Genomic DNA, 13,898 nt, shown 5'->3' on the forward strand with positions numbered 1-13,898 from the left:
AAGGCGGTGTGTCAGTCGCCATCCTCCTCGACTGACACGCCGCCTTCGCGGGCAAGCCTCGCTCCTACAGGGGGTTATGCGTACTCGATACAAACAAAAACGCCCCGATCAATGATCGGGGCGTTTTTTATTGCCTTCGCGCAGCTTAGGCGGCGATCGACAACTTGAGCTTGTTCATCGCGCTTTTCTCAAGCTGACGAATACGCTCGGCCGACACGTTGTACTTCTGCGCCAGGTCGTGCAGCGTGGCTTTCTCTTCAGCCAACCAGCGCTGATAAAGGATGTCACGGCTGCGGTCGTCCAGTACTTCCAGCGCTTCGTGCAGGTTGTGATTGGAGTTGTCGCTCCAGTCAGCGTCTTCCAGTTGACGGGCCGGGTCGTACCGGTGGTCTTCCAGATAGTTGGCCGGCGACTGGAAAGCGCTGTCGTCGTCCGCTTCTGCGGCCGGGTCGAAGGCCATGTCATGGCCGGTCAGTCGACTTTCCATCTCGCGCACTTCCCGCGGCTCTACGCCGAGGCTTTCCGCCACGCGATGGACTTCCTCGTTGTTCAGCCACGCCAGACGTTTCTTCTGGCTGCGCAGGTTGAAGAACAGCTTGCGCTGGGCCTTGGTGGTCGCGACTTTCACAATGCGCCAGTTGCGCAGGATGAACTCGTGAATTTCCGCCTTGATCCAGTGCACAGCGAACGAAACCAGACGCACACCCATTTCCGGGTTGAAGCGCTTCACGGCCTTCATCAGACCGACGTTACCTTCCTGGATCAGGTCAGCCTGAGCCAGACCGTAGCCGGAATAGCTACGGGCGATATGTACGACAAAACGCAGGTGGGCGAGCACCATCTGCCGAGCCGCCCCCAAATCCTGCTCATAGTAGAGACTCTCGGCCAGTTCACGCTCCTGCTCCGGCGTCAGCAATGGAATGCTGTTCACGGTGTGCACGTAGGCCTCCAGGTTCGCACCCGGGACCAGAGCATATGCAGGTTGCAAAGAATTGGTCATACGAAAAAACCTCCGTCTTACAAACTCGTGCAGTTCAGCACTGCGAAAATTGACCGGAAACCAAAAGACAAGTTCCCATAAACGCTGAAAGGTCAATACGAGCAAAATGATACTACTTAGGCGCAAGCTCCCTCAGGTGGCGTGCGACTGCAATCCATGCACCGATATACCCTAACAGCACCGCGCCAAGCAAGAGAGACAGACCGTCGGCAACTGGCACTCCGGCCAGCGCAAAATTACTGCCATACAAACCGGCCAGTCCAACCACTGCCTCGTTCAGCCAGTTCAGGCCAAACGCCAATACGCCCCAGGAAAGTATCCCCGCACCGAAGCCATACAACGCGCCCATATATAGAAAGGGCCTGCGCACATAGCTGTCAGTGCCGCCGACGAGTTTAATCACTTCTATCTCTGTGCGGCGGTTTTCAATATGAAGACGAATGGTATTGCCTATCACCAAAAGTAATGCAGAAATCAGAAGCACGGTCAGACCGAAGACAAAACGGTCACCCAGCTTGAGGATGGCTGCCAGACGCTCGACCCAGACTAGATCAAGTTGCGCCTGTTGTACCTTCGGCAGCTCGGAAAGTTTTTGTCGTAATGCTTCAAGAGCAGGCTTGTCGACCTCGTTCGGGGTCACCAGCACCACGCCTGGCAGCGGGTTTTCCGGCAGTTCCTTCAACGCTTCGCCCAGGCCGGACTGCTGCTGAAACTCTTCCAGCGCCTGATCACGACCGACATATTCGGCATCAGCTACGCCCCGAATGCCTTTGATCTGATCGCGCAACGATTCGCCTTCAGCCGGGCTGACCTCAAGTTGCAGGTACAGGGAAATCTGTGCCGCGCGCTGCCAGGAACCGCCGAGACGTTCGACGTTACTTAGCAAAAGTGACAGGCCCATCGGCAAACTCAGGGCAACCGCCATCACCATGCAGGTGAAGAAACTGCCGATGGGATGCTTGCCCAGGCGCCGCAGACTGTCCAGCAGACTGGCGCGATGGCTTTCAATCCAGGCGCGGAACAGCGTGGCGAAGTCCGGACCGTCGTCATCGTCGTGTTTTTTCTTCTGCGGTTGCGGATCGGCGGCTTTCGGCGCCACGCGCTCGGAGACTTTAGGGCTGCGTGTCGCACTCATTCCCCAGCCTCCCCGTCACCGATCAGTCGGCCGCGTTGCAGAGTCAGCATGCGGTGACGCATGCGCGCGATCAGGGCCAGGTCGTGACTGGCGATCAGCACGCTGGTGCCCAGACGGTTGATGTCTTCGAACACGCCCATGATCTCGGCCGCGAGGCGCGGGTCGAGGTTACCGGTCGGTTCATCCGCCAGCAGCAAGGCCGGGCGGTGAACGATGGCGCGGGCGATGCCGACGCGCTGCTGCTGGCCGGTGGACAGGTCGCCGGGGTACAGATCGGTCTTGTCCGACAGCGCCACGCGTTCCAGTGCCGAATCCACACGCTTGGCGATTTCGGCCTTGGACAAACCAAGAATCTGCAACGGCAGGGCCACGTTATTGAACACCGTGCGATCGAACAGCAACTGGTGGTTCTGGAACACCACGCCGATCTGCCGACGCAGGTAAGGAATCTGCGCGTTGCTGATGGTGCCGAGGTCCTGACCGGCCAGCAGCAATTTGCCGGTGGTCGGACGCTCCATGGCCAGCAGCAGGCGCAACAAGGTGCTTTTACCGGCGCCGGAATGGCCGGTTACAAACAAGAATTCGCCCCGACGGACTCGAAAGCTCAGCTCATGCAAGCCGACGTGACCGTTCGGGTAGCGTTTACCGACCTGTTCGAAACGAATCATGAACGCTCCCGCTCGGCAAACAGTGCCTGGACAAAGGGTTCTGCTTCAAAGGTACGCAAGTCATCGATGCCTTCACCGACGCCGATGTAGCGAATCGGCAAGCCGAACTGCTTGGCCAGGGCGAAAATCACCCCGCCCTTGGCGGTGCCGTCGAGCTTGGTCAGCGCCAGGCCGGTCAGTTCGACGGTCTGGTTGAATTGCTTGGCCTGGTTGATGGCGTTCTGCCCGGTGCCGGCGTCGAGCACCAGCAGCACTTCGTGCGGCGCGTCGGCGTCGAGTTTGCCGATGACCCGGCGAACCTTCTTCAACTCTTCCATCAAATTGTCTTTGGTGTGCAGGCGACCGGCGGTGTCGGCGATCAACACGTCAATGCCACGGGCCTTGGCGGCTTGCACAGCGTCGAAGATCACCGAAGCCGAGTCGGCACCGGTGTGCTGGGCGATCACCGGAATCTTGTTGCGCTCGCCCCAGACCTGCAATTGCTCGACTGCGGCGGCGCGGAAGGTGTCGCCCGCCGCCAGCATGACTTTCTTGCCTTCGAGTTGCAGCTTCTTCGCCAGTTTGCCGATGGTGGTGGTCTTGCCGGCGCCATTGACGCCAACGACCAGGATCACGAACGGCTTGTTCTGCGAGGTGATTTTCAGGGGTTGCTCGACCGGCTTGAGCATCGCCGCCAGTTCAGCCTGCAGGGACTTGTACAGCGCGTCGGCGTCGGCCAGCTCTTTGCGGGCAACCTTTTGGGTCAGGCGCTGGATGATCACCGAAGTCGCTTCAACGCCCACGTCGGCGGTCAGCAGACGGGTTTCGATGTCTTCAAGCAGCTCGTCATCGATGATTTTCTTGCCAAGGAACAGGCTCGCCATGCCTTCGCCGATGCTGGCACTGGTCTTGGACAGGCCTTGCTTGAGGCGGGCGAAGAAACCGGCTTTGGTTTCTTCGGTACGCACAGGCTCGGCGGGTGTTTCGACCGGCACGACAGGCGCGGCGGCAACGGGTGCAACGACCGGCGCAGGCACTGGTGCTTGAACAACTGGAGCAGCCGGCGCAACAAAGGCTGGAATCACAGGCTCAGGAATAACAGGCGCAGGTTCGGCCACAACAACTGGCTCAATCACTGGCACCTGAACGGGCGCAGGAGAAAACGCACTCGGCGCAGGAATCGGCGGCGTAATGTGCGGCGCCAGCTCGTCTTCGACCAACGATACCGGCTCTTCCGCTACCGGCAAGGTCAGCCACGGCTCGGCGGCAGGCGTCAGCGGCTGCTCAGCCACGACATCAGGTTGCGCCTCAGCCACCGGTTGCAGCACCGGCTCGGAGATCGGCAGGACAACCGGCGCCGGCGCTTCATCTATTACCGGCGCAGGTACTGGCTCAGGAATGGGCTGTGGCTGTTCGACGACGGTTTCCTGCGGCTTTTTGCGCAGCCATCCGAACAGGCTTTTCTTCTCGCCAGCCGCAGCTGGGGCTTTCTTGTCGTCGTTGGAACCAAACATGGAGGACGGCTATCTCACGGTAGCGACGCGCCAAAGGGCGCCTCGGCAAATAAATATTCGATGCAGAACAGACTGCGATTGACCCAGCTTGTTCACGCGCAACATTTTGTAGAGGTGCAAGTGGCACCTCACGGAAACGATTTCACGAAGGACTAACGCGGCAAAATCGGCGAAAAAGCAGAGTTTAGTTGATAAATTCCAACCTTCTGCCGCAAACCCATACAACCTGATCAAACGCAAAGGCCTGATAGGCGTGGCCGCCAGTAAAACGGATCAGTATCCTAGCACCCTCTCGCCCGCCGACGCTAAGACCAAGCGGGCAGCTCAACAGGTTTAAAAACGAATGAATGCTCTAGCCCGCCGCGCTGCAGGCCTGCTGCTCAGCACAGTTTGTCTGCCACTTTCAGTCTTTGCTGCCGATCCGCAACCCACCCACGAATTCACCCTCGACAATGGCCTGAAGGTCATCGTGCGCGAAGACCATCGCGCGCCGGTGGTGGTTTCCCAGGTCTGGTACAAGGTCGGGTCCAGCTACGAGACGCCGGGGCAGACCGGTTTGTCCCACGCCCTGGAACACATGATGTTCAAGGGCAGCGAAAAAGTCGGTCCCGGCGAAGCCTCGCTGATCCTGCGGGACCTCGGTGCCGAAGAGAATGCGTTCACCAGCGACGACTTCACCGCTTATTACCAGGTGCTGGCCCGCGACCGTCTGGGCGTGGCCTTCGAACTCGAAGCCGACCGCATGGCCAGCCTGCGCCTGCCGGCCGACGAGTTCGCCCGCGAGATCGAAGTCATTAAAGAAGAACGTCGCCTGCGCACCGACGACAAGCCGATGTCCAAGGCCTACGAACGCTTCAAGGCCATGGCCTACCCGGCCAGCGGTTACCACACGCCGACCATCGGCTGGATGGCTGACCTGGACCGCATGAAAGTCGAAGAGCTGCGCCACTGGTACCAATCCTGGTACGTGCCGAACAACGCCACGCTGGTGGTGGTCGGTGACGTGACGCCGGACGAAGTGAAAACCCTGGCCCAGCGCTACTTCGGCCCGATCGCCAAACGCGACGTGCCACCGGCGAAAAAACCGGTCGAACTGGCCGAGCCCGGCGAACGGCAGATTACGCTGCACGTGCAGACCCAACTGCCGAGCCTGATGCTGGGCTTCAACGTGCCAAGCATCGCCACCGCCGAAGACAAGCGTTCGGTCAACGCCTTGCGCCTGATCTCGGCCCTGCTAGACGGCGGCTACAGCGGACGCATCCCGACACAACTGGAGCGCGGCGAAGAGCTGGTGTCCGGTGGTTCGTCGAGCTACGACGCCTACACCCGCGGCGACAGCCTGTTCACCCTGTCGGCATCGCCGAACACCCAGAAAAACAAAACCATGGCCCAGGCCGAAGCCGGTTTGTGGAAGCTGCTCGAACAGCTGAAAACCACCGCACCGTCCGCCGAAGAGCTGGAGCGCGTGCGGGCTCAAGTGATTGCCGGACTGGTTTACGAGCGTGATTCGATTACCAGCCAGGCCACCGCTATCGGCCAACTGGAAACCGTCGGCCTGTCCTGGAAGCTGATGGACACCGAACTGGCTGAACTGGAAAGCGTCACGCCAGAAGACATCCAGAAAGCCGCCAAGCTGTATTTCACCCGCGAACGTCTCAGCGTCGCCCATGTCCTGCCACTGGAGACGACTCATGAGTGAGCATAAAAAACCACGTCTGGCCCTGATCGGCCTGGTCGCTGTCGCATTGATTGGCTCCGCTGCCTTCTATTTCCTGAAGACCGACCACTCCAACGCCAGCGAAGCCCTCGACAAGGCCAAGTCCAGCCAGAAACTGCAATCGCTGGCCGAACTCGACGGCAAGGCACCGAGCCGCCGCTCGCTCAACGTGCAAACCTGGAACACCGCCGAAGGCGCCAAGGTGTTGTTCGTTGAAGCCCGCGAGTTGCCGATGTTCGACATGCGCCTGATCTTCGCCGCCGGCAGCAGCCAGGACGGCGATGCGCCGGGCCTGGCGGTACTGACCAATGCGATGCTCAACGAAGGTGTGGCCGGCAAAGATGTCGGCGCTATCGCTCAGGGCTTCGAAGGCCTGGGCGCTGACTTTGGCAACGGTGCGTTCAAGGACATGGCGCTGGCGTCGCTGCGCAGCCTCAGTGCCACCGACAAACGCGAGCCTGCGTTGAAGTTGTTCTCCGAAGTTGTCGGCAAACCGACCTTCCCCGCCGATTCGTTTGCGCGCATCAAGAACCAGATGCTCGCCGGCTTCGAATACCAGAAACAGAACCCCGGCAAACTGGCCAGTATCGAGCTGATGAACCGCTTGTACGGCGATCACCCGTACGCGCATTCCAGCGATGGCACGGCGAAAACCGTACCAGCCATCACCCTGGCTCAGTTGAAGACGTTCCATGAAAAAGCCTACGCCGCCGGCAACGTGGTGATAGCGCTGGTGGGCGATCTGTCCCGCGCCGAAGCCGAGGCGATTGCTGCGCAAGTCTCCAGTGCGCTGCCAAAAGGCCCGGCGCTGGCGAAACTGCCGCAGCCTGAAGAACCGAAAGCCAGCATCGGCCACATCGAGTTCCCGTCCAAGCAGACCAACCTGATGCTCGCGCAACTGGGCATCGACCGTGACGATCCGGATTACGCCGCGCTGTCCATGGGCAACCAGATCCTCGGCGGCGGTGGCTTCGGCACCCGTTTGATGAGTGAAGTGCGCGAGAAGCGTGGCCTGACGTACGGCGTGTATTCGGGTTTCACCCCGATGCAGGCGCGCGGCCCGTTCATGATCAACCTGCAAACCCGCGCAGAGATGAGCGAAGGCACGCTGAAACTGGTGCAGGACGTGCTCGCCGACTACCTTAAAACCGGCCCGACCGAAAAAGAACTCGACGACGCCAAGCGTGAACTGGCCGGCAGCTTCCCGCTGTCCACCGCCAGCAACGCCGATATCGTCGGCCAGCTCGGCGCGATGGGTTTCTACAATCTGCCGTTGAGCTATCTGGAGGACTTCATGCAGCAGTCCCAGAGCCTGACAGTCGAACAAGTCAAAGCCGCACTGAACAAACACTTGAGCACGGACAAAATGGTCATCGTCAGCGCTGGCCCGACCGTGCCGCAAAAGCCGTTACCGGCCCCTACTGATAAACCTGCCGAGCAGCCGCTCGGGGTTCCGGAGCATTAATGGCCACTTCCCGTCCAAAAAAACCTGTTCATAACGTGCACAACGGCGTGAACCAACTGCGCATCATCGGCGGCGAATGGCGCAGCCGAAAGTTGAGCTTCCCTGACGCGCCGGGCCTGCGTCCGACCCCGGACCGGGTGCGTGAAACCCTGTTCAACTGGCTCGCGCCGTACGTGGCCGGGGCCAAGGTACTCGACCCGTTCGCCGGCAGCGGCGCGCTGTTTCTTGAAGCCTTGTCCCGTGGCGCGGCCATGGGCCAGGCGCTGGATGCGAGCAATATCGCGGTGTCCAGCCTGAAGGAACATCTGGGCACGCTACGTTGCACCACCGGCCAGGTTCAGACTGCCGACGCCTTGCGCTATCTGGAAACCCAGCCAGCAGTGGCTTACGACCTGGTGTTCCTCGACCCGCCGTTCAACCAGAACCTGTTGCCGACCGTATGCACCCTGCTCGAAGAGCGCCAATGGCTGGCGGACGACGCATGGGTGTACACCGAAAGCGAAACCGCCCCCTCGACGCTCGGCCTGCCGGCCAACTGGCGCCTGCACCGCGAGCAGAAATCCGGGCGCGTCTACTATTCGTTGTGGCAACGTATGGCAGAGATCGCCGGTTAACCGACCGGCCTGAAAAGGTGCGCACAGGTTGCGCACCGCTGCATCGAGAGCAATCGTGTCTTTTCCGTCAGAACGCTTCACCCCTGCCTTTGGCCTCGGCAACCCGCACTTGCAGACCTTGTGGGGACCGCTTTGGCGCAAAACCACGCACATCGAGCGCGAACGCGAACGCTTGTGGCTCGAAGATAGCGACTTTCTTGACCTGGACTGGCACGGCCCGCACAGCGCCGATGCACCGCTGGTGCTGGTGTTGCATGGCCTGACCGGGTCTTCCAATTCGCCTTACGTGGCCGGCGTGCAAAAAGCCTTGGGCGACCAAGGCTGGGCCAGCGTCGCGCTGAACTGGCGCGGCTGCTCCGGCGAACCGAATCTGTTGCCGCGCAGCTACCATTCCGGCGCCAGCGAAGATTTGGCCGAAACCATCAAGCACCTGCGGGCCAAGCGACCGCTCGCGCCGCTGTATGCGGTCGGTTATTCCCTCGGCGGCAATGTTTTGCTCAAACACTTGGGCGAGACCGGCAGCGACAGCGGCGTGCTCGGTGCCGTGGCGGTGTCGGTGCCGTTTCGGCTCGATCAGTGCGCCGATCGTATCGGCCAGGGTTTTTCGAAGGTGTATCAGGCGCACTTCATGCGCGAGATGGTCGCCTACATCAAGAACAAGCAACGGCAGTTCCAGCATGACGGGCGCGAGGATGGTCTGGCGGAATTGGCCGCGCTGGGTTCGCTGGAAAACATGCGCACGTTCTGGGATTTCGATGGCCGGGTGACCGCGCCACTGCACGGTTTCACCGATGCACAGGATTACTATCGCCGCGCCTCTAGCCGCTACTTTCTGGGCGAAATCCGCACGCCGACGCTGATCATTCAGGCCGCCGACGACCCGTTTGTATTTCCGCACAGCCTGCCGCAGGCCGAGGAACTGTCCGCCAGCACTCAATTCGAACTGCAAGCCAAGGGTGGGCATGTCGGCTTCGTCGATGGCTCGTTCCGGCAGCCGGGTTATTACCTGGAACGGCGCATCCCGCAGTGGCTGGCCGCTGCAGGTCGCGGGTAAACCGATGGACATCGATCAGGGCGAGTCGATCCGTTTCTGGCAAACGGCGCCTTTGGCCGGGGTCGAGTTGTTGTCCGCACGCTACATCGAACACCGTTTTGCCCCGCATGTGCATGACGGTTACGTGATCGGCATGATCATGGCCGGCGCCCAGCGTTACCGCTATCGCGGCGCCGAACACCTGGCGGGCAGCGGCACGCTTGTTTTGATCAACCCCGACGAGTTGCACACCGGCCACAAAGGCACGGAAGACGGTTGGTTGTACCGGGCGTTTTATCCCGACAGCGGGCAGATTCTGTCGTTGCTCGATGAGCTGGAACTGCCGACCCATAACCTGCCGGCATTTGGCGCCACGCTGTATCGCGATCCGGACCTGGTGAAGGGCTTCTGCCAACTGCATCGCCTGCTCGAAACGCCCTCCACTGCCCTGCAACAGCAGACCGCCTGGCGAGAGATGATGTTGTCGCTGTTGCAACGTCACGCCGCCGTTCCGGATGCCGGCAAACCCGGCAAGGAACACCGGGCAGTGACGCAGGCCAAGGAACTGCTGCAAGCGCAATTGGCGGCGCCGCCGTCGCTGGAAGAACTCGCGGCAGCGGTCAATCTGTCGCCCTTTCATTTCGCCCGGGTATTCCGCAGCGCCACCGGCATGCCACCGCACACCTGGTTGATGCAGCAACGCATCGCTCGGGCGCGGGCGTTGTTGCAGGGCGGCTGTTTGCCGTTGGAAGTGGCGACACAATTGGGGTTTGCCGACCAGAGTCATCTGAGCCGACAGTTCAAGCAGGTTTACGGGGTGGGGCCGGGGGCGTATCGCAGAGCGTTACTGTAGGAGCCGGCTTGCTGGCGATTGGGGCAACGCGGTCTGTCTGAAACACCGTGGCGTCCTTATCGCCGGCAAGCCGGCTCCTACAGGGGATTTGTGTTTATTCGCCGGTGGCGATTCCACGCGCGGGGTCGTTGATCCATTCGCTCCACGAGCCGGCATACAACGAACCCAAGGGATATCCCGCGAGGCACAAGGCGAACAGGTTATGGCACGCCGTCACGCCGGAACCGCAATACGCCACCAGATCGGTTGGCGAACGTTGACCGAGTTTCGCGGCAAAGCGCTGCTTGAGCTGATCGGCCGGCAGAAAACGCCCGTCGCTGCCCAGGTTGTCGGTGAATGCCGCACATTGCGCGCCGGGAATGTGCCCGGCAATCGGGTCGATCGGCTCCACTTCCCCCTTGAAGCGCGGCAAGGCGCGGGCATCGAGCAAGGTCAAATCGGGCTGGCCGAGACGGTGCTGAAGCTGTTCGGCGTTCAACAGCAGCGTATTGTCCGGCGTTCCCGCGAAGGTGCCACGTTCAATACCGGGCGCATCAAGGCTCAAGGGCAAACCCGCCGCGTGCCAGGCCTTGAGCCCGCCATCGAGGATAAACACGCCGTCACGCTTGCCCAGCCAGGCCAGCAACCACCACGCCCGCGCCGCGTAGGCACCGGGGCCGTCGTCGTACAAAACCACATCGCTGTCGGCATTGACGCCCCAGGCTTGCAGGCGTTCGATCAAGTCCGCAGGTTGCGGCAACGGATGACGCCCGGTCACGCCCTTGACCACCGCCCCGCTCAAATCACGCTCAAGATCGGCGAAGCTCGACCCGGCGATATGCCCTTCGGCATAGCTGCGCTGGCCGTAGTCCGGGTCTTCGAGGGCAAAACGACAATCAAGAATCACCAACCCCGGCTGGTCCTTTTTCAGGTCCAGTGCTTGCGGGCTGATCAGTTGCGCAATGGGCATAACGGGCTCCTGTGAGATGGTCGATTTTGAATCCTACTGCACTTCTTCCAGCGCCTGGGCCAGCGGCACGTAAAACTCCTCGTACAGCGCGTTCACCGCATCGCGAGACTGATCGGTGACAAAACCGGCCTCCAGCACCAGCACCTGATACACACCGCGTTTGATCGCCTGCTCGCTCAGGTGATTGGAATTTTCCCGCGTGGTGCACAGGAAACGCACCCAGGACGTGAGGATGATCCACGCATTGAGCGTCAGGGATTCAATCTGCACCTTATCCATGGACAGGATGCCGGCCTCGACGAATCCCGCGTAGATGTGCGTGCCATAGATCAGGCAGCGCTGGGAAAAGCGCCGATAACGGGCGGCGAGTTCCGGATCGCTGTCGAGCAAGTGCTCGAGATCACGATGTAAAAACCGGTAGCGCCACATCGCCGCCAGCAACTCCTGAAGGTAGAAGCGCTTGTCTTCAACCGTCGCGGCGCGCCCCTGGGGCGGGCGCAGGAAGCTGTCCACCAGGCTTTCGTACTCACTGAACAGCACGGCGATGATCGCCTGTTTGTTGGGGAAGTGGTAGTAGAGGTTGCCCGGAGAAATGTCCATGTGGGCAGCAATGTGGTTGGTGCTGATGCTGCGCTCACCTTGCTGGTTGAACAGCTCCAGGCTGTTCTGCACGATGCGCTCGCTGGTTTTGATCCGAGGGGCCATGGCTTGAGCTTTAATTCAGAGTGCGTTGAGGGGCATCTTACGACCTAACCGCGAGCGGATAAAACAACGCGATGTCAGGATCTCATTTGACTTTCTAGAGCATAGACTCTAAAAAGTTCCTCACTACAATAAATCCGGAGCCGACCATGACTGCTGACATCGCCTACCTGCAGAAGCTGCAGCAGCCCCTGGAGGAACTTCAAAACCGCTTCGACGATCAGCGCGCAGCCTATGCCGCCAACCCGATGCCGCCCGCCGCCCAGCGACTTCAATGGCTCAAAGCCCTGCGCGATTTGTTGAGCAATGAACGTCAGGCACTGATCGATGCGATCAGCCAGGACTTCAGCCACCGCAGCGCCGATGAAACCCTGCTCGCCGAACTGATGCCCAGCCTGCACGGCATTCACTATGCCAGTCAGCACCTCAAAGGCTGGATGAAACCCTCGCGACGCAAGGTCGGCGTGGCCTTTCAGCCGGCCTCGGCGAAAGTCGTTTACCAGCCGCTGGGCGTGGTCGGGGTGATCGTGCCGTGGAACTACCCGCTGTTTCTGGCCATCGGCCCTTTGGTTGGCGCGTTGTCGGCGGGCAATCGGGTGATGCTCAAACTCAGCGAATCGACCCCCGCCACCGGTCTGCTGCTCAAGGAATTGCTGGGCCGGATCTTCCCCGAAGACCTGGTTTGCGTGGTGCTCGGTGAGGCCGATATCGGCGTGGCGTTCTCCCGCCTGCGTTTCGATCACTTGCTGTTCACCGGCGCCACCAGCATCGGCAAACACGTGATGCGCGCGGCGGCCGAGAACCTGACGCCGGTAACGCTGGAACTGGGCGGCAAGTCCCCGGCCATCGTCTCTCGTGATGTGCCGTTGAAGGACGCCGCCGAACGTATTGCGTTCGGCAAGACGCTCAACGCCGGGCAAACCTGCGTCGCCCCGGACTACGTAATGGTGCCGGAAGACCGCGTGGGTTCTTTCGTCGAAGCCTACCGTCAGGCGGTTCGCGGGTTTTATCCGACACTGGCTGACAACCCGGACTACACCGCGATCATCAATGACCGACAACTGGCCCGGCTCAACGGCTACATCAGCGACGCCACCAGCAAGGGCGCGCTGCTGATTCCGCTGTTCGACCAGGGCCAGGGCCGGCGCATGAGCCATAGCCTGCTGCTGAACGTCACCGACGAGATGATGGTGATGCAGGACGAAATCTTCGGTCCGCTGCTGCCGATCGTTCCGTACAAGGATCTGGATGAAGCGTTTGCCTACATTAACCAGCGACCTCGTCCGCTGGCGCTGTATTACTTCGGCTACGACAAGCGCGAACAAAACCGTGTCCTGCATGAAACCCATTCCGGAGGCGTGTGCCTGAACGACACGTTGCTGCACGTCGCGCAGGACGACATGCCCTTCGGCGGCATCGGCCCCTCGGGCATGGGCCATTACCACGGCCACGAAGGCTTCCTGACGTTCAGCAAGGCCAAAGGTGTGCTGATCAAACAGCGTTTCAACGCGGCGAAACTGATCTACCCGCCGTACGGAAAAACCATTCAGAAACTGATCCAGAAGCTGTTTATCCGCTAACGACCTTCACCGCCGGGTAATAACAATAATGAGCCCAAGCCTGTCCGATACACCCGCGCTGTCACGGCGCGGCCTGCTTAAATTCAGCCTTGGCGCGAGCGCATTTCTTGCCACCGCCGGACTCGGCGCGAGCCTCAGCGGGTGTTCGTCGAGCATCCCGGCCAGCGGTTTCGCGATCCTGCGCAGCGGCGATCTGTTGTTTTTGCGGGCGCTGATTCCGGTGATGCTCGATGGCGCCGTGGTCGCCGGGAAAATGCCGATGGCACTCGACCAGACCTTGCACTGCCTGGATAACGGCCTCAATCACCTGTCGCCGGAAATGCTCAAGCTCACTCAGCAGTTGTTCGATGTGCTGGGGATGGCCGTGACTCGCGGGCCGCTGACCGGGATCTGGGGCAGTTGGGAAAACGCCAGTGCCGATGAGATCCGGCACTTTCTTGATCGCTGGGAAAACAGCTCGTTGAGCCTGTTGCGCATGGGGCATAGCTCGTTGCTGCAACTGGTGATGATGGCGTGGTACAGCCGGGCTGAGTCGTGGGCGCATTGCGGGTATCCCGGACCGCCAACCGTTTAAGACCGAGTTGGCCCCTTCGCGGGCAAGCCTCGCTCCTACAGGGATCGCGCGCCCCCTGTAGGAGCGAGGCTTGCCCGCGAAGGCGGCCTGATGAACGACACATTTCTCAATATAA

13 protein-coding genes are annotated in these 13,898 nt (G+C 60.8%); 7 read left to right on the plus strand and 6 right to left on the minus strand.

Annotated features, from left to right (window positions below; genetic code table 11):
• Positions 1-145: 145 nt before the first annotated feature.
• From rpoH to ftsY, 4 genes are all read right to left on the minus strand, one after another.
• Positions 146-1,000, minus strand: a complete 855-nt coding sequence (rpoH, locus tag KGA82_RS06555; RefSeq protein ID WP_007897890.1) for an RNA polymerase sigma factor RpoH — start codon at positions 998-1,000, stop codon at positions 146-148.
• 112 nt (positions 1,001-1,112) lie between these two features.
• Positions 1,113-2,135, minus strand: coding sequence for a permease-like cell division protein FtsX (gene ftsX / locus KGA82_RS06560; protein WP_008026150.1), 1,023 nt, complete (start codon positions 2,133-2,135; stop codon positions 1,113-1,115).
• Positions 2,132-2,803, minus strand: a complete 672-nt coding sequence (gene ftsE / locus KGA82_RS06565; RefSeq protein ID WP_008026149.1) for a cell division ATP-binding protein FtsE — start codon at positions 2,801-2,803, stop codon at positions 2,132-2,134. Before ftsE ends, ftsX begins: the two co-directional genes overlap by 4 nt.
• Positions 2,800-4,296 carry a signal recognition particle-docking protein FtsY gene (gene ftsY / locus KGA82_RS06570; protein ID WP_223449985.1) on the minus strand — a complete coding sequence of 499 codons (1,497 nt, stop codon included), beginning with the start codon at positions 4,294-4,296 and terminating at the stop codon, positions 2,800-2,802. The genes ftsE and ftsY overlap by 4 nt, the downstream gene beginning before the upstream one ends.
• Before the next feature lie 343 nt (positions 4,297-4,639).
• Here ftsY and KGA82_RS06575 point away from each other — a divergent pair, with 343 nt between their 5' ends.
• The 5 genes from KGA82_RS06575 to KGA82_RS06595 are packed head-to-tail and all read left to right on the plus strand — an operon-like array spanning position 4,640 to position 9,978.
• On the plus strand, positions 4,640-5,995 hold the full coding sequence (locus KGA82_RS06575; protein WP_008040793.1) for a M16 family metallopeptidase: 1,356 nt from the start codon (positions 4,640-4,642) through the stop codon (positions 5,993-5,995).
• Complete coding sequence (locus tag KGA82_RS06580) at positions 5,988-7,478, plus strand: M16 family metallopeptidase (RefSeq protein WP_223449986.1); 1,491 nt, start codon at positions 5,988-5,990, stop codon at positions 7,476-7,478. Before KGA82_RS06575 ends, KGA82_RS06580 begins: the two co-directional genes overlap by 8 nt.
• A complete protein-coding gene (gene rsmD / locus KGA82_RS06585) occupies positions 7,478-8,092 on the plus strand; it encodes a 16S rRNA (guanine(966)-N(2))-methyltransferase RsmD (protein WP_008026142.1) in 615 nt (204 codons plus the stop codon). The genes KGA82_RS06580 and rsmD overlap by 1 nt, the downstream gene beginning before the upstream one ends.
• A 55-nt stretch (positions 8,093-8,147) precedes the next feature.
• Complete coding sequence (locus tag KGA82_RS06590; protein WP_223449987.1) at positions 8,148-9,146, plus strand: hydrolase; 999 nt, start codon at positions 8,148-8,150, stop codon at positions 9,144-9,146.
• A 4-nt stretch (positions 9,147-9,150) separates the two neighbouring features.
• Positions 9,151-9,978, plus strand: coding sequence for an AraC family transcriptional regulator (locus KGA82_RS06595; RefSeq protein ID WP_192416707.1), 828 nt, complete (start codon positions 9,151-9,153; stop codon positions 9,976-9,978).
• Between the two features lie 94 nt (positions 9,979-10,072).
• On the opposite strand, the gene KGA82_RS06600 is transcribed toward KGA82_RS06595, so the two are convergent.
• Both KGA82_RS06600 and KGA82_RS06605 read right to left on the minus strand, forming a co-directional pair.
• Positions 10,073-10,927, minus strand: a complete 855-nt coding sequence (locus KGA82_RS06600) for a sulfurtransferase (protein ID WP_223449988.1) — start codon at positions 10,925-10,927, stop codon at positions 10,073-10,075.
• Between the two features lie 33 nt (positions 10,928-10,960).
• On the minus strand, positions 10,961-11,632 hold the full coding sequence (locus KGA82_RS06605; protein ID WP_008026133.1) for a TetR/AcrR family transcriptional regulator: 672 nt from the start codon (positions 11,630-11,632) through the stop codon (positions 10,961-10,963).
• Between the two features lie 146 nt (positions 11,633-11,778).
• Between KGA82_RS06605 and KGA82_RS06610 the strand changes: the two genes are divergently transcribed.
• Both KGA82_RS06610 and KGA82_RS06615 read left to right on the plus strand, forming a co-directional pair.
• Positions 11,779-13,209, plus strand: coding sequence for a coniferyl aldehyde dehydrogenase (locus KGA82_RS06610; RefSeq protein ID WP_008040788.1), 1,431 nt, complete (start codon positions 11,779-11,781; stop codon positions 13,207-13,209).
• Between the two features lie 28 nt (positions 13,210-13,237).
• Positions 13,238-13,783: a twin-arginine translocation pathway signal protein gene (locus tag KGA82_RS06615; RefSeq protein WP_192227538.1), complete on the plus strand. Its 546-nt coding sequence runs from the start codon at positions 13,238-13,240 to the stop codon at positions 13,781-13,783.
• Positions 13,784-13,898 lie beyond the last annotated feature (115 nt).

This window comes from Pseudomonas sp. BF-RE-22 (assembly GCF_019956155.1).
Classification (GTDB): domain Bacteria; phylum Pseudomonadota; class Gammaproteobacteria; order Pseudomonadales; family Pseudomonadaceae; genus Aquipseudomonas; species Aquipseudomonas migulae.